Raw genomic sequence first — 16,189 nt, 5'->3', positions numbered from 1 at the left:
CCGGACAGGAGAAAAAGCCCTTTGCAAAACGGCGGAGATGCCCTATGCTGAGAAGGCAAGAAAGTCCGCCGCCGGACAAGGGCAGTGCAGCGGCCGCCCGACAAAGGCGGTTCGGCACACGTCGTGTGCCGGCGGCGGAGGGAGAGATACAGGGGGGACCGGGCATGAAAAAAGAAACGATTACGCGGCGGAGGCTTTGGCTGTTCCAGCTGTTTTATGTGCTGTTTACTGCGGTATGGCTGGTGTTTGCGGCGTTTTCCGCGATGCTGTTCGACGCGCCCGGCGCGGATAAAACCTTAGGGCTGTGGATCGTTTACCTGCTCATTTGGGTTTATCCGTTAGCCGCGCTTTTTGCGATTGTCTGGAGCTGGAGGCTTTACCGCAAACGCCGGTTCAACGGCGCGTCGCGAGCTATTTTGCTGCCGCTTTTGTGGGTGATTCCGATCGTAAGCGTATTTGCTTACGCGTTGTGGGGCTGAACGAGTCCGGCTTCCGGCAGCGTCCAGCCGGAGGCGTTCTCCCTCGCATAGGCGGCGAGGAAGTCAAGCCACGGCGCGCTGTCGTTCAGGCAGGGCGCGACCGAGCAGTCCTCGGCGGCTCCGCCGCCGGCGGCGAACGCTTCGCGTCCTTCCACGGCCAGCTCATGCAGCGTCTCCAGGCAGTCCGTGACAAGGCCGGGGGAGAACACAAGCGGCCGGCGGACGCCGCGTGCAGGCAAGCCGCGCAGAACCTCTGTCACGGAGGGGCCGACCCATGGCTCGCGGCCGAACCGCGACTGAAAGCACAAGGTCCACCGGCCCTGCTCCAGTCCGAGCAAAGCCGCCAGGCGCTCGGCGGTGATCCGGCACTGGGCGGGATACGGGTCGCCCGTGCGGGCGTACCGCTTGGGGATGCCGTGGAAGCTGAATACATAGTGATCCGGTTCACAAGAGAGGCCGGAAGCAAACGCCCGCAGGTGCGCTCCGATCGCCTCCAGGTAGCCCGGATGGTCGTAATAGGCGTCCGCGATCCGCAGGGCGGGAACAAAGCGTTTGGCCGCCGGGCCGTTCCTCCGCTTGCGTCCGAGCGCCGCGAAGCAGACGGCATCCAGCACGGCGGCAGTCGTGGTGGACGAATATTGCGGAAACAGCGGCAGGACGAGCAGGCGGGTTATGCCGGCCTCTTCCATGGAGCGGACCGCCGGTTCGATTCCGGGACCGCCGTAGGAAAGCCCCAGCTCCACCCGAAAGCCGGAGCCGAGCCGTTCCTGCAGCCCGCTTTGCTGGCTGCGGGAATAATGCAGCAGGGGCGAGCCCTGTTCGGTCCAGATGGAGCGGTACAGGGCCGCGGATTTTTTCGGGCGCACCCGCAGGATGATGCCGCGCAAAACCGGCTGCCAGTAGAGCGGAGGCAGGTCGATCACCCGCCGGTCCGACAAAAACCGCTTCAGGTACGGCCGCACCGCGCGCGCCGTCGGCTCCTCCGGAGTGCCGGTTTGCGCAAGGAGCACGCCGATTTCTTTGCGTTTCATAGTAGCCTCCCATGCCGCCGCAGGCGGCTTTTTTAGCGGCGCTTCATTTCAAAAAATTCGCAATCCGTACGGGAATGATACCCCAGGTCGCCGACTCCGGCCTGCAGAACGACAAGCGTATCGCTGAACTGGATAATCACGCCGCCCGAATCGATCACATAATTGTCTTTGAATACCCGGATGCGGGTTTGCCGTTCCATCGCTTCCGCAAAGTCGGCATCCGTCTCGAGCCTCCGGTTGGAAGCCATGCAATCGAACCCCTTTCGCGCCGTTTATCCGGCGTTTTTTATTGTACCAGACCGGACGGCTGAGCGGGAGTGCAGGCTTCGGGCCGCGGAAAAGGAGCGGGAACGGGTTTCCAGAATCAGCAGATGACAATGGGGCGCTGTGACGGCTATACTGAAAAGGAACCTGGAATGCGGCAACAAACCAAGCAGTGGACAAACGTCTTAGGAGGTACTTACACAATGCTTATCGGATCTATCGAAGCGGGCGGCACCAAGTTCGTCTGCGGCGTCGGTGACGAGAACGGAACGATTCTGGACCGGGTGAGCTTCCCCACCGGACAGCCTGAGGAAACGATGGAGCAGGTCATCGCCTATTTCCGCGGCCAGGATGTCGCGGCGATCGGAATCGGCACCTTCGGCCCGATCAACATCGACCCGGCGAGCCCGCTTTACGGCCACGTCACCACCACGCCCAAGCCGGGCTGGTCCGGTTATGATTTTCTCGGCACGCTGAAACGGGAATTTCCCGTGCCCTTTGGCTGGGACACCGACGTGAACGCGGCCGCATACGGCGAAGCGACCTGGGGAGCGGCCCGGGGGCTGAACAGCTGCCTGTACTATACGATCGGAACCGGCGTCGGCGTCGGCGTTTATTCGGAAGGCCGGCTTGTGCACGGGCTCTTGCATCCCGAAGGCGGCCATGTGCCGGTGAAGCGGCACCCGGAGGATCCATTCGCGGGCTGGTGCCCGTATCACGGCGACTGCCTGGAAGGCCTGGCGGCCGGACCGGCGGTGGAAAAGCGCTGGGGCGTCAAAGGCAGCGAGCTTGCTCCGGATCACCCGGCATGGGCCATGCAGGCGTATTACATCGCGCAGGCGCTGACCTCGGCCATTCTGCTCCTTTCTCCGCAAAAGATCATTCTCGGCGGCGGCGTGATGCACCAGCTGCAGCTGTTCCCGCTTATCCGCGAAGAAGTGCAGAAGAACCTGAACGGATACGTCGCCCATCCGGCCATTACGGAAGGAATCGACGCGTACATCGTTCCCCCGGGGCTTGGCGACAACGCGGGTCTGGCCGGTTCGCTGGCGCTCGGCTTGCTGGCTCTTCAGGGATAACACGTGTAATCAGACCTTTTTCATGCCAAGGAAGCGGCGCGTCCCGTTGGGACTGCGCCGCTTTTGTGTATAATGGAGAAGGTACATACAAAGAAATCATACCAAGGAGCTGAAGAAACCATGGAATTGAAAGGAAAAACGGCGGTCATCACCGGGGCCGGCAAAGGAATCGGCAAAGCGCTGGCTGTGGCGCTGGCCAAGGAAGGCGCAAACCTGGGGCTGATCGCCCGCACCGCCTCCGATCTGGAGTCGCTGCGGAATGAGCTGACCGGCACGTACGGCGTCAAGGTCAGCACCGCCAGTGCGGACATTTCCGTCCGGGAGGAAGCCGAACGGGCGGTGGCCGCCATCCAGCAGGAGCTCGGCGCGTTTGACGTCTTGATCAACAACGCGGGGATTGCCGAATTCGGCACGCTGGCGGAGATGAACCCGGAGAAGTGGGAGCGCATCGTCGAGGTCAACCTGTTCGGCACCTATTACGTAACGCGCGCGGCTCTGCCGGCGATGGTGGAACGCGGCAGCGGGAACATCATCAACGTATCCTCCACGGCCGGCGAACGCGGCTTCGCAACAGGCTCGGCGTACTGCGCCTCGAAATTCGCCGTGATGGGCTTGACCGAATCGCTGGCACAGGAGGTCCGCAAGCACAACATCCGCGTCGTGGCGCTTACACCGAGCACGGTCAACACCGAGCTGGCCGTGAACGCGGGACTGAAGATCGGCGACGAGGACCGGATGATGCAGCCCGAGGATGTGGCGGAGCTCGCTTTGGCCGCGCTGAAGCTGCCGGACCGGGTGTTTGTGAAAACGGCTGGCATCTGGACCACGAATCCGCAATAAACCGGGCTGCCGGAATAAGAAAAAAGCTGAGTCCCGTCTTTCTGTGCGGGATTCAGCTTTTTTGGCATTGGCCGGACCCGGAGGCCTGCGGCGGGGCGGGGCGTCCGGTTCCCTTGGCGCAGAACACACATCCCGCCGGTTACCAAGGCCGCCGGACGCCTGCGCGAGCTACAGCGCCGATGCGGACGCCTCGGAGGCCGCCTGGATCGTCCGGCTGGCCCTACCGTGCGCCGCGTAAAAACCGGCGGAAACGAGTGCGGTTCCGATGGCGAGCCAGGTCACCGGCGGCAGACCGCCGACGTCATAAAGCTTGCCCATAAGGTACGGGCCCGCCACACGGCCGGCCGATCCGATCCCGCCGGTCAGCCCGATGTAGAACGGCGCGTTCTTGCCGCCGTGCTCGGACAGGAAGGCCGGCATGGTCGGGGAAATCAGCATTTCCCCGAGCGTCGTAAGGACCATGCCGAGCACCATGCCCGGGTAGCTCTGGAACAGCAGGATCGCCGCATAGCCGGCCGCATAGAACAAGCTGCTGGCGGTCATCTGCGACGAAATGGTCCGCGTGAGGTAGCGGCGGATCAGATGGACAACGGGCTGCGCGGCAAAGATCATAATGCCGTTCAGGGTCCACAGGAAGCCGTAAGCCTTCTTTTCCATTCCTTCCGAGATGATAAACGGGGACACGCCGGTGTTCCAGATCGAGTTGCCAACGTGCAGCAGCAGGCCGCCGAGCGCCATGAACAGGTAAAGCCGGACGTTGCTCATGAGAAACCAGCTGCTTTCCGCCGGAGTGGCATGCTTCGCAGCGGCACTCCCGGCGCCGCCCGCCGCCCCCATTCCTTCCACCTTGCCCAGGTACACCAGAAAAAAGAGGGCGAAAACAACCGAGGTCACGCCGTTCAGAACGAAGCTTAGCGAATAGGAGAAATCGGCCAGAAAGCCGCTCATGGCGGTGCCGAGCGCGACGCCGATATTGTTGGCGACATAGATCGTATTGAACAATTCCGCTCTCCGCTTGGCGAACCGGAAGCCGATAAACGATTGAATCGCCGGCAGGGACATGGAATTAAAGAATCCGATGAACAGCATCATGGCCATAAACAAGTACCAGAACCCGCTGATGAACGGCAGCAGGAACAAGCAGGCGGCATTGAGCGCCAAGGCGCCCACAATCAGCCGCTTTACGCCGACCCGGTGGTAGAGCGAGCCGCCGAGAAACTGCCCGGCGATTCCGCCGAGCGACTGGATCAGGATGACGAGACCGGCATCCGCCATATTGCGTCCCAGCTCGTCAAACACGAACATGGTGACAAGCGGCCACATCAAGGCGCTTCCGGTCGCGTTGATCAGACTGGCAGCCAGAAACACTTTGATTTCCCTCGGGTACTGCTGCAAAAATTTCATTTCCTGTAGATGCCCCCAGCCGAACGCCTGTTTTTGTCACAGGCTCCATTATAACGCCCTTCGGCCGGATTGCGGAAGAGGCTGATTTCCGGGCAGAGGCGGATCAGCCTTCGTAAAAGACGACCGCCTCGATGTCCTGCCGGTAATTCCCGAACGACCGGCCGAACAGGCTGACGCCGCCGCAGTGCTCCGCCGTCTCCGGGCAGGCGATGCGGAAGCGGATTTCCTCTCCGAAGCGGAGGTTCAGCTGATCCGGGGTTGCATCCGACAGGCGGACGCCGTCGATGTAGGACCCGTCGGAGCGGACCGTGAGCGTCTTCAGCAGGCCGTGCTGCGTTCCCATGGCCCACCAGTCGGGGGTGTAGACGCCGCGCGAGCTTCCGAAGTCGCCCGGACAGGTCCAGGTGCCAAGGACGGTTTCATTGATGGAAAAGGTCAGGTCGGACGGCCAGTTTTCGTTGTAGCCGGGCGCTTCCGAGCCGATTTCAAAGGAAATCGCCAAGCGCTTTGCCTTTTGCGTACGGAGCAGGTAATTGGGGATGCGGTATTCCACGTACCCGCTGCCAAACCACAGATGGGAGGCCTTCACATGATCCGGCCCGGCAAAATAACGCGGGTCGTCCACCATGCCGAGAAGCCCTTCAGCCGAAGCGAGCCCGCAGGTCGGCTTTACCCGAAAATCGGAATACTGCCCGACCGGGACCGAAACCTCGTAGCGGTTCCGGTCCGGCTCGGCCGGCGAACGGAACCGGAGCGTGACGGCGTCGGCCTGCAGCCGGCACACCTTCCGTCTGCCGCGGGTGCCGGAAATGCTGTCCGTTCCGACGATGCCGGCCGCTTCCAGCTTCTGAATATGCTTGGTGACGATGGCGGAGGACAACGCCAGGGCCTGGGCCAATTCCTTGATGCTGAGCGGCGCTTCGTCGAGCAGCTCGATAATCCGGATCCGCGTTTCGGAAGAGAAGCATTCCAGAAAGGCGAGGTTTTGCCGCGTTACGCGAATATCCATGCTTGACTCCTTTGGCTAAAAACGGATTTTTTTTGATTGTATAACTTAAAAGTTAATTAATCAATCCAGAGTTGACGATTTGAAGTTGAGCAAGGCATAATAAGGTTGGTTTTATTGTGTTATTAAATTAACTTTTAAGTTAACAAGGAGGAGCGGTTATGGAGCAGCTTCCGAGAGCGGAGCACCCTCAGCCTCAATTTGAACGCAAAACCTGGATGAATCTGAACGGGGAATGGGAATTTGCCTTTGACGACGAGGAGATCGGCGCTGTCGAGGGCTGGCAAACGGGAGACGTGCCCTTGCCGTTAACGATTCACGTGCCGTTTGCTTTCCAAAGCAAGCTTAGCGGCATCGGCGATACGGATTTTCACGACACGGTCTGGTACCGGCGGACGCTTCTGCTGCCGGAGGAATTCCGGGGCAAACGGACGCTGCTGCATTTCGGCGCGTTGGATTATGAAGCGCAGGTTTGGGTGAACGGCATACTGGTCGTCCGGCATGAGGGCGGGCATACCCCTTTTCAGGCGGACATTACCGAAGCGCTGCGGGACTCGGACAATGTCATTGTCGTCAAGGCGGCGGACCGCAGCCGGGACCTCACGCTGCCCCGGGGAAAGCAGTATTGGGAGCGGGAATCAGCCAGCATATTCTATACGAGAACGACAGGAATCTGGCAAACGGTATGGATGGAAGCGGTGTCCGGGGTACATTTGGAATACGTCCGGTTTACGCCGGACATCGACAACTGGCAAATCGAAATTGAATCGGCGGTCCGGCGGCCGAACGGCTGCGGCCCGCTTCGGCTGCAAACCGTCATCTCGTTTGAAGGCGAGGTGGTGGCCGACGACAGCCTGACCGTTCTGAGCGACCGGCAGACACGGATAATTCGTCTGGCGGATTTCAAAAAGCACGACATGGAGCAGTGCTGGAGCCCCGAGCGCCCCCGTCTGTACGATGTACAGTTCCGGCTTACGGAGGACGGCCGGACGGTGGATGAGGCGTCAAGCTACTTCGGAATGCGCAAAGTCTCGGTGGACGAAGGCAAGTTCTGCCTGAACAACCGCCCGTATTTTCAAAAGCTGGTGCTGGATCAAGGGTATTTTCCGGACGGCAACCTGACTCCGCCAAGCGACGAAGCGATCCGACGCGATGTGGAGCTGGTGAAGGCCATGGGCTTTAACGGCGTGCGGAAGCATCAGAAGCTCGAAGACCCGCGGTTTCTCTATTGGTGCGACAAGCTGGGGCTTCTCGTCTGGAGCGAAGCGGCCAATGCGCAAAATTACTCCGAAGAGTATGTCCGGCGGTTCACGCAGGAATGGCAGGAGTCGGTCCGGCGCGATTATAACCATCCGAGCATTGTGGCTTGGGTGCCGCTGAACGAGAGCTGGGGCGTTCCCAACATCAAGGTGGACAAGCGGCAGCAGCAGCATGCGCTCGCTATGTACCATCTGACAAAATCGCTTGATCCGATGCGGCCGGTCATTTCCAATGACGGCTGGGAGATGGTGGAGACCGATTTGTACGGCATTCACGATTACGACGGGCGGCGAAGCGTTTTGAACGAACGGTTCGGCACGACGGCGGAAAACGCATCCCGCACCTATGGCGACCGGCAGCTTTCGGTCGGCGGCTTCGCTTACCGCGGGCAGCCGATTCTGGTGACGGAGTTCGGCGGGGTCGGTTATCCAAAAAGCGACTGGAAAGGGTGGGGGTACAACGAGCTGGCGCATTCCGACGAGGAGTTCGGGAAGCGGCTGCGCGACGTGATCGAGCCCCTGCGGCAGAGCGCCGTTATCCAGGGCTACTGCTACACGCAGCTGACGGACGTCGAGCAGGAAATCAACGGCTTGCTGACGTACGACCGCCGGCCCAAGCTTCCGGTCGAGACGATCCGGGCGATAAATTCAGGACAATAAAAAGAATCCCGCAGACGCCATGCTCTGCGGGATTCTTCCTGTTCCTGCCTTACTGCTGCGGCGCTTCGTTCGGAGGTCCTTTTTCCGTTTCGTCCAGTTCATCAAACACGCCTTGCTCTATCGCTTCTTCAATTTTGTAGCTGATCAGAACATACTGATACGTGCCGATCTCATCGGAACGTTCCATTGACGGCGGCTCCGGCCAATCCTCGGGAAGCTGGCCGTCTTTTTTTATAGCGCGAAGAATGGGGAGTATGGAATTATACCACTCCCGAGCCGTCAGCCGTTCCGTCGCTCCGGTCAAAGAGACTTGATACGGCAGCCGGTGCAGCGGCGCCTCCCCGTCTTCGGAATGCAGCCCCTCTTGGCGGATTTTCTCCAGCGCTTTGCCGTAAAGGCGAAAGCCGGGGTCTACCAGGCGGCGAAGCAAAGCGAGGGCCGCTTCCGGGTGCTCGGACTGCTCCCCGACGTCTCCGCGGTAGTACACTTCGTGAAGATCCTTCGTTTGGTAATACTTTTCCGTCAGGTTCTTTTGCTGCCGGGTTTCAACGACTTCCAGCACATCGGCCTGCAGCAGCTTTTTGACATGGTAGTAAAGACGAAGCGGGTCCTCATTCAACTGCTCCGCCATCTGCTTGACGGTGATCGGCTGCTCCGAGGCCAGATGCAGAATCCGGGTTCGGCGCGGGTCCGACAGCAGCTTCATCAGCTCGACGCTTTGGGTTTTCCATCTCACGGCGTTTCCTCCCGATATACGTGGGTACGCCTATTAGCATATCATACGGTCCGATCCGCCGTCCAAACGATGCGGGCGCGGAGGAGAATGAGCGCAGCCGTGCCCAGCGTCCCGGCGCCTGAGACAACCAGAATGCCGGAGACCGGGATGCCGGCGGAAAGCAGCGCGGAGACAATGGCATAAGATAGCGGAGCAAACCCCAGCGAAAAGGTAGACATCAGGCTGGTGACAAGTCCGAGCTTCCGGCTGTCGACGGTCTCCTGCACGAGCGACATGGTCAGTATATTGCTGAACGACAGGCAGATGCCCGAAAGAAAAAGAAGCGCGGCGGGAGCGGCAAGCCCGGACGCAAAGCCGAGCACCGCATGGCTGCCTCCCATCAGTACAAGCATGGACAGGCTGATCAAGGGCCGTCTCTTCCGGATATTCAGGAAGGAGATCACCGTGGCGCCCAGAATCATGCCGGCGGAGATCGCCGCTTCCAAGGCGCTAAGGGCTAATGCATTGCCGTTCAACGCCTGTTTGGCGAGGATCGGAATGCCGACGTTAACCGGGCCCATGAGCAGCAGGTTAACCAGAATGGAAGTAAGCATAAACGTTTTCAGCAGCGGCATCGAGCGGACGTACCGGAATCCCTCCCGCAGCGTTTGAAGAACGGGCGGACGTTTGGCCGCCGTCTGCGCCGCCAATGCATCCGCCGGAACGGTTGCGGAACCGGACAGGGGTTCTTCATCGGAGAGAAGGGGTTCGTTGTCCGATGGGTGCGGGGCTTCCGCGCCGGCTCCCCCTTCGGCTTCCGGCAGGGCCGCTGCCGGAGAGGGCGCGCTTTCGGAGGAGATGCGCTCCTTCACGTGGCGAACCAGCAGTCCGGCGGCCGCCAGCAGCAGGGCTACGAAGCCAAAGGCGGTACTATAGGAGCCGGTCTGAATCAGAAGGCCGGCCAAAGCGGGCCCAAGCAGCATCGTGAGGTAGTTGGCCGTCTGGAGAAGGGAATTGGCGCGGACGATTTGTTCCTTCTGTACGACATGCGGGAGGAGGGACTGGCTGGCCGGCCAGAAAAAGGCATCCAGGACGCCAAAGCAAACGGCGAAAACAAGCAGAGTCCCGAATCCCAGCCCTCCGGCCTGGAAGACAATCGCCAAAGCTCCGGCGAGCAGGGCGCGCAGGATGTTTAGCCGAAACAAAACCCGCGGCCGGTTGCCCCGGTCCGCCAGGACGCCGCCCGCCAGCATAAAAATCAGCCGGGGCAGAGTCGTCGCCATCATGATCAGCCCGAGCCGGGATTCGAGCCCGAGACCGGTCACCACATACCAGGACTCCGTCGTCAAATAAGCGGAAAAAGCGAGGTTGCAAAAAGCGGAGGCCAGAAACAAAACCACAAACGAACGGTTGGCGGCGGATGCAGCCCGAAACAGCCCCGGACGCGCGGGAGGAGAGGAGAGCGAACTCATCGGAACAACCCCTTTGAAATTAAATTTTACGTTTAAATAAATTACAATGATGAAATATAATTTAGCATGAATTTCGCCGGACTGCAAGATGGTTGGCGCAAATCGGACGGAAACGCAAAAAAACTCCCGCGCGCCGGGCTGCCGGCATGCGGGAGTTTTAGAATGCTTGCGGATGGGGAGGCTTTGTACCGTTCTTAATCCCAGCCCCAAACCAGGGCGAACAGAGAACCGAAAATCGTGACCAACGCCACGAAAGCGGCATAGATGATGTTCAGGTACAGATGCCCTCGCGACGGATCTTCGCCGATGTGCATGAAGAGCGTCAGCTGCAGGGTGGCCTGAATGACCGCCGTGACGGTCAGAATGCCCATGCCCAAAGCGAAGGACATGTCGAAAAAGACAACGGACAACGCGACGGCCGAAAGGATGAGAGAGAACAGGTATCCCATCACATGGCGGGCGGGAAACAATTGTTTCATATCACATCATTCCTTTCAGGTAGACGAAGCTGAAGATGAAAATCCAGACCACGTCGAGGAAGTGCCAGTAAAGCGAGAAGATAAACGACTTGTTGGCCGTTGCTTCCGTGAGCCCTTCCCGTTTGAGCTGGATCATAATCACGCTTCCCCACAAAAGGCCGAAGGTAACGTGCGCGCCGTGCGTGCCCAGCAGGGTGTACAGGGCGGACAGGAACGCGCTCGCCGGCAGGGTTGCCCCTTCATGCACATACGTAACGAATTCATAGATTTCAACGCCAAGGAAGGCGAGGCCAAGCAGCATCGTAATGGTGAAGAAGGCCATCATCGCTTTCTTCAGACCGAGCCGCATCGCATGGATGCCAAGCCCGATCGTGAAGCTGCTGGTCAGAAGCAGGAACGTTTCCGCAAGAACGCCCGGAAGCTCGAAGATTTCCGTTCCCGGCGCGTCCGCGGTCCGGTTGTGCAGGACAAAGTAGACGGTAAACAGGGTGGCGAACAAAGCGATTTCCGCCCCCAGGAACAGCCAGAAGCCGAGAATCCGGTTGCTGTTTTCTTCCGTGCGGTACTCTAACGGCAAGGAGTTGTCGGACTTCATACCGGGTCACCCCCCAATTTTTGCTCGGTTTCCTTGATTTCCTTCACGGAGACGTGGAAGCCGTGGTCGCGCTCAAAGGAGCGGTATGCCAGCAGAGCAAGCACGCAAACGCCCATGACGACCGCGCCCGGCCACCAGCTGAAGACCATGAAGAACCCAAGGAAGAAGAAGACGATGCCCATAATAAACGGTACGCCGCTGTTGTTGGGAAGATGGATCGGCTCCACCTTGCCCGTAAAGAGCGGTTTTTTGTTTTTCTTGGCAAACCAGAACGCGTCGCGTCCGGCTCCGTTCGGCAGAACCGCGAAGTTGTAAGCCGGCACCGGGCTGTGCGTCGCCCATTCCAGCGTGCGGGCATCCCACGGATCGCCGGTCGTGTCGCGCGGCGCGTAACGGAAGCTCCAGTAGATGTTGTAGACGAGAAGCAGGAAGCCTGCGGCCATGCCGAGGGCGCCCACCGCGGACAGCATGTTCAGCGGCCCGAAGCCCGATTCCTCGGAATAGGTGTACATCCGGCGCGTCATGCCGTCCAGGCCGAGGAAGAACATCGGCATGAACGTGACGTTAAAGGAGATCGCCAGCGTCCAGAATGCCCGTCTGCCCCATTTTTCATCCAGCCGGAATCCGAAAATTTTCGGGAACCAGTAGTAGAATCCGGCCACAACCCCGAAGACGACGCCGGGAATCAGCACGTAGTGGAAGTGAGCGACCAGGAACATTGTGTTGTGATACTGGTAGTCGGCGCTCGCCATCGCCAGCATAACGCCGGTGACGCCGCCGATCGTAAAGATCGGAATGAACGCCATGGAGTACAGCATCGGAACGGTAAATCGTATTCGCCCTTTATGCAGGGTAAACAGCCAGTTGAATATCTTGACGCCCGTCGGAACGGCGATCGCCATGGTCGTGATCGAGAAGAAGCCGTTAACCGAAGCGTTTTGTCCCATCGTATAGAAGTGGTGCGCCCAGACGACAAAGGACAGAAGCGAGATGGCCACCATACTGACAACCATCGATTTGTAGCCGTATAGATTCTTGCGGGCAAAGGTCGAAATGATGTCGCTGTAAATCCCGAATGCCGGGAGCACGACGATATACACCTCGGGATGGCCCCAAACCCAGAACAGGTTGGCCCAGAGCATATCCAGCCCGCCGTTGTCCATGGTGAAGAAGGAAGCGCCGAACAAGCGGTCGAAGGTCATCAGCAGCAGCGCGATGGTCAGGACCGGGAAGGCGAAAATAATAATGACGCAAGTGATCAGCGTCGACCAGGTAAACATCGGCATATCCATCAGCTTCATGCCCGGCGCGCGCATCTTGATGATGGTTGCGATGAAGTTGATCCCGGTCATCAGGGTGCCGAGACCGGAGATCTGCAGGGCAAGCGCGTAATAGTTATTGCCGACGGTCGGGCTGAATTCAATGCTGGCGAGCGGGAAGTACGCGGACCAGCCGGCGTCCGGAGACCCGCCGATGACAAACGAGATGTTGAACAGCATCGCTCCGGCAAAGAACAGCCAGAAGCTTACCGCGTTCAGGTACGGGAACGCGACGTCGCGCGCGCCGATTTGAAGCGGAACGACGATGTTCATCAGACCGATGATAAACGGCATCGCCATGAAAAGAATCATAATAACGCCGTGCGTTGTGAAAACTTCATTGTAATGCTGCGAATCCAGGAAGGTATTCTCGGGAATGGCCGTCTGCATCCGCATCATAATGGCGTCCACGCCGCCGCGGAACAGCATCAGCAGGGCGGAGAGCACGTACATGACGCCGATTTTCTTGTGGTCGACGGTCGTCAGCCATTCTCTCCACAGCCAGCCCCATTTTTTAAAATAGGTCAAACCGGCCACGATGGCGATGGAGGTCAGTGCGATCATGACCATCGCCCCGTAGATCAGCGGTTCGCCGGTAACGAAAAATTCGTCCCATTTCATCAGGGTAGTTCTCCTTTCGGATAGAGGCTCTATGCGGACGGCGGCCATGCGTAGGCCGCCGCATGCTTGCCGGTTTTAACGGACCCGCCGGCAGTCCGGCGGATCAGTGGCCTTCGTGGCCCGCATGCTCGTCGGACGGACTTGCGTCCACACCGGTGTCGGGCGGCGTCGGCGTCGGGCTCGTGTCGGGCTCCGCGTCGAATTCCGTCCGGTCCGAAGGGGCCGGCGAAGGTTTAATGTCGCTGTGCTCATGCTCCGTGCCGCTGTGATGCTCGCTATGCGAGAGCGGAGCGGGGGCAAAATCAAGATGGGTGGTGGAGTAGCTCTTGGTGCCGACGTGAGCGGTGGCGAGCAGCGTTTCGAATTCGTCTTCGGTCAGCGCCGGCTCGTTCGTCTTCACCTCGTCGACCCATTCGTTAAACTCGTCTTCGGTGACGGCCAGGGTTTCAAATTCCATATGCGCGTAGCCCTCGCCGCTGAAGTTGGAGTTTCGGCCCATGTACGAGCCGGCATGGTCCGCCGCAAGATGCAGCGTCGTGATGTGGTCGCTCATGGCGTATTTTTGCCCGCCCAGCTGCGGAATCCAGAAGCTGGTGATCGGACCGTAGGAGTACAGGCGGAATTCGAGCGGCCGGTTAACCGGAACGCGCAGGTAGTTGACCGTCTCGATGCCTTGCTCCGGGTAAGAGAAATGCCATTTCCAGTTGGAGGACGCGGCGTAGATGACCAGCGGCTCCTGATTTTCGTAGCCGACCGGCGGTTTCTCCACGGCCACCGTGGTGCGCACCGTCACGACGGAAAGAACGGCGACGATGGCGACCGGAATCAGCGTCCAGATCAGCTCCAGCCACTTGTTGCCTTCATCGTGGGGAGGCTCGTAGCCTTCATTCTTTTTCGTCGCACGGTATTTCACAAGCATAAACACATATAAGACATAGACAACAACCAGAACGCCGATCATCATCAGGATCGAGAAGATGATGGTCTCCGATTGCGTTTTGGCCATGGGCCCTTTCGGGTCCAAAACCGTGAGCGGCGATTCGCAGCCCGCCAGCAGGATCGCCAGCCCCGCAAGCAGTCCGAGCAAAGTCCCTCTCTTTTTCATACGGAACCCCTTTCCTTGAAGAAATCAGTGATTAATCTCATAGCCAGATTAGATCAATTATTATCTTACACTATCTTAGCGATTGTCCGGAAGGAAAACAACTTTATTGTTTGGAATCGGTGGCAAGGATCGCCACCCGCAGAGGCATGCGAGCAAAACCTCGAAAAACCTTGGAATATCAAGGGTTTTTCGGGGGTTGTCAGGCTATTTCCTTCTCAAAAAAGAGCGGTGAACACGTCGCAAAGCAGGGTGCAAGACAGCCGGCATAGAGACAATTACAGCATTGGGATAAGTGATGATAATCACTGTTGTGTGCGTAAAAATGGCGGATTTATCACGGCTTATAGAGGAAGGAACAGAAACGCCGGACTCGCGGGAGAGGAGCGGTCACGCAGTATGTACTCCCGGTTCTCGTACAAAGTTACGTCAATTGTGAACATTATGTGAAATGTGAACAAAATGTGAACAAATGAACTTGGCCTTCCATACTTAAGCCGAATCCGCAGAACGCACAAAACCTTTTACCCCGCGAAACCGTTTCCGAAACAAGAGGACGAATGGGCAGGGGGCCGGGTCGGCCTGTTTGTCGCGTCCTTTCAAAACGCCCGATTCGGGAAGCTGCGGAAGCCGGCTGAACGGCGGAAGCGCCGGCCGGCACAGGTTGACAGGCTTACGAAGCTCCTTTACTATGAGGATCAATAGGTTTATCGATTAAGTTACAAAGTAACAAAAGGAAGGCTGGAATTGCGGATGAAGCAAAGCGTTACCATGCGCGATATCGCAGAAAAGCTTGGCGTCAGCAGCGTTACCGTCTCGAAAGCCCTGGGCGACAAGGAGGGCGTAAGCGAAGAACTGAAGGAAAAGATCAAGCAGGTCGCCTCCGAGATGGGATACCGCATGAACCTTGTCGCCAAGTCGATGCGGGAAGGCCTTTCCTATAACTTGGGGATTATCGTCGCGGAACGGTATACGGGGCTTTCCCAGTCGTTTTATTTGCAGTTTTTCGAGCATATTTCAAAGGCGGCCGAGGAATACAAATATTCCGCCATCCTTCACATTCTTTCCGCCGAGGATGAGGAGCGGCTGATGCTCCCCCGCATTTACCATGAGCGGAAGGTCGACGGCTTCATTGTTCTCGGCCAGGTGGCGGACGACTATCTGGAGGCGCTGGAGCAAAGCGAAGCCGCCATTGTGCTGCTTGATTTTTACACCGACCGCCATGCCGTGGACTGCGTCATTACCGATAATTTTTACGGTATGTACGAGATGACGAACTATTTGATCCGCCAGGGGCACCGGGACATCGCTTATGTCGGAAGTCTGGATTCAACCAGCAGCATACAGGACCGTTTTCTCGGCTATTACAAGTCGTTGCTCGAGCATCGCCTGGCGCTGCGGGAGGACTATGTGATCAAAGACCGGGATGAAAAGGGCCGTTTCATTGAAATCGCCCTCCCGGAGCGCATGCCGACGGCCTTTGTCTGCAACTGCGACCAGGTGGCTTACAATTTGATCGCCCAGCTTGGCCGCCAGGGGCACCGGGTGCCGGAGGACTGCTCGGTCGTAGGGTTCGACAACGATTTGTTTTCCCGGCTCGCGAAGCCTCATTTGACCACCGTTGAAGTGAATATGCCGGAAATGGCGGCGGCCGGAGTCAAGGCGGTGCTGAAGAAAATCAAAAGCAAAAGCGCCGGCTATGGCCGCATCCTGGTCAAAGGAAAGCTGATCGTGCGCGATTCGGCCGCCGCTCCGCAAAAGACCCGCACCTAGGGGATTGACGTGAAAGCGCAGACAAGTTAAACTTGTAACGTAACTTTATCGGTAACTTAACACATTCCTCCGCGTCCTTCCGGGCAACCTA

15 protein-coding genes are annotated in these 16,189 nt (G+C 58.7%); 5 read left to right on the top strand and 10 right to left on the bottom strand.

What is annotated here, in order from left to right:
• Window positions 1-164 precede the first annotated feature (164 nt).
• Complete coding sequence (locus AC6I6H_RS04055) at window positions 165-479, top strand: hypothetical protein (RefSeq protein WP_497951622.1); 315 nt, start codon at window positions 165-167, stop codon at window positions 477-479.
• On the opposite strand, the gene hemH is transcribed toward AC6I6H_RS04055, so the two are convergent.
• Together hemH and AC6I6H_RS04045 are read right to left on the bottom strand one after the other, a co-directional pair.
• Entirely contained in the window at window positions 461-1,510 is a 1,050-nt protein-coding gene (gene hemH, locus AC6I6H_RS04050) for a ferrochelatase (protein ID WP_497951619.1), read from the bottom strand. The genes AC6I6H_RS04055 and hemH overlap by 19 nt on opposite strands.
• 32 nt (window positions 1,511-1,542) lie before the next feature.
• Window positions 1,543-1,758 carry a hypothetical protein gene (locus tag AC6I6H_RS04045; protein WP_497951615.1) on the bottom strand — a complete coding sequence of 72 codons (216 nt, stop codon included), beginning with the start codon at window positions 1,756-1,758 and terminating at the stop codon, window positions 1,543-1,545.
• Window positions 1,759-1,977: 219 nt separating this feature from the next.
• On the opposite strand from AC6I6H_RS04045, the gene AC6I6H_RS04040 reads away from it, so the two are divergent.
• The gene (locus tag AC6I6H_RS04040) at window positions 1,978-2,853 is read left to right on the top strand and encodes an ROK family protein (RefSeq protein ID WP_497951613.1); all 876 of its coding nucleotides are present in this window, start codon (window positions 1,978-1,980) and stop codon (window positions 2,851-2,853) included.
• A gap of 120 nt (window positions 2,854-2,973) precedes the next feature.
• Window positions 2,974-3,693 carry a 3-ketoacyl-ACP reductase gene (locus AC6I6H_RS04035; RefSeq protein WP_497951611.1) on the top strand — a complete coding sequence of 240 codons (720 nt, stop codon included), beginning with the start codon at window positions 2,974-2,976 and terminating at the stop codon, window positions 3,691-3,693.
• Window positions 3,694-3,861: 168 nt separating this feature from the next.
• On the opposite strand, the gene AC6I6H_RS04030 is transcribed toward AC6I6H_RS04035, so the two are convergent.
• Together AC6I6H_RS04030 and AC6I6H_RS04025 are read right to left on the bottom strand one after the other, a co-directional pair.
• Window positions 3,862-5,097: an MFS transporter gene (locus AC6I6H_RS04030; RefSeq protein ID WP_497951609.1), complete on the bottom strand. Its 1,236-nt coding sequence runs from the start codon at window positions 5,095-5,097 to the stop codon at window positions 3,862-3,864.
• A gap of 103 nt (window positions 5,098-5,200) precedes the next feature.
• Entirely contained in the window at window positions 5,201-6,106 is a 906-nt protein-coding gene (locus AC6I6H_RS04025; RefSeq protein WP_497951607.1) for an ArsR/SmtB family transcription factor, read from the bottom strand.
• A 158-nt stretch (window positions 6,107-6,264) separates the two neighbouring features.
• On the opposite strand from AC6I6H_RS04025, the gene AC6I6H_RS04020 reads away from it, so the two are divergent.
• Window positions 6,265-8,022, top strand: a complete 1,758-nt coding sequence (locus tag AC6I6H_RS04020; protein WP_497951604.1) for a glycoside hydrolase family 2 protein — start codon at window positions 6,265-6,267, stop codon at window positions 8,020-8,022.
• 49 nt (window positions 8,023-8,071) lie between these two features.
• Here the strand turns inward: AC6I6H_RS04020 and AC6I6H_RS04015 are convergent, their stop codons facing one another.
• The 6 genes from AC6I6H_RS04015 to qoxA all read right to left on the bottom strand — a co-directional run bounded on the left by AC6I6H_RS04015 (window position 8,072) and on the right by qoxA (window position 14,328).
• Window positions 8,072-8,758: an ArsR/SmtB family transcription factor gene (locus AC6I6H_RS04015; protein WP_497951602.1), complete on the bottom strand. Its 687-nt coding sequence runs from the start codon at window positions 8,756-8,758 to the stop codon at window positions 8,072-8,074.
• A gap of 41 nt (window positions 8,759-8,799) precedes the next feature.
• Window positions 8,800-10,209, bottom strand: coding sequence for an MFS transporter (locus tag AC6I6H_RS04010; RefSeq protein WP_497951598.1), 1,410 nt, complete (start codon window positions 10,207-10,209; stop codon window positions 8,800-8,802).
• Window positions 10,210-10,403: 194 nt separating this feature from the next.
• Window positions 10,404-10,688, bottom strand: a complete 285-nt coding sequence (gene qoxD / locus AC6I6H_RS04005; protein ID WP_497951596.1) for a cytochrome aa3 quinol oxidase subunit IV — start codon at window positions 10,686-10,688, stop codon at window positions 10,404-10,406.
• Between the two features lies 1 nt (window position 10,689).
• The gene (gene qoxC, locus AC6I6H_RS04000) at window positions 10,690-11,283 is read right to left on the bottom strand and encodes a cytochrome aa3 quinol oxidase subunit III (RefSeq protein WP_497951593.1); all 594 of its coding nucleotides are present in this window, start codon (window positions 11,281-11,283) and stop codon (window positions 10,690-10,692) included.
• A complete protein-coding gene (gene qoxB / locus AC6I6H_RS03995) occupies window positions 11,280-13,223 on the bottom strand; it encodes a cytochrome aa3 quinol oxidase subunit I (RefSeq protein WP_497951591.1) in 1,944 nt (647 codons plus the stop codon). The genes qoxC and qoxB overlap by 4 nt, the downstream gene beginning before the upstream one ends.
• A gap of 103 nt (window positions 13,224-13,326) precedes the next feature.
• The gene (qoxA, locus tag AC6I6H_RS03990; protein WP_497951589.1) at window positions 13,327-14,328 is read right to left on the bottom strand and encodes a cytochrome aa3 quinol oxidase subunit II; all 1,002 of its coding nucleotides are present in this window, start codon (window positions 14,326-14,328) and stop codon (window positions 13,327-13,329) included.
• A 750-nt stretch (window positions 14,329-15,078) separates the two neighbouring features.
• On the opposite strand from qoxA, the gene AC6I6H_RS03985 reads away from it, so the two are divergent.
• Window positions 15,079-16,098: a substrate-binding domain-containing protein gene (locus AC6I6H_RS03985; RefSeq protein ID WP_497951865.1), complete on the top strand. Its 1,020-nt coding sequence runs from the start codon at window positions 15,079-15,081 to the stop codon at window positions 16,096-16,098.
• Window positions 16,099-16,189: the final 91 nt, after the last annotated feature.

The sequence above is a fragment of the Gorillibacterium sp. sgz306347 genome (assembly GCF_059735245.1).
Note: the sequence above shows the minus strand (reverse complement) of the source record. Positions and strands in the feature narration are given on the sequence as shown.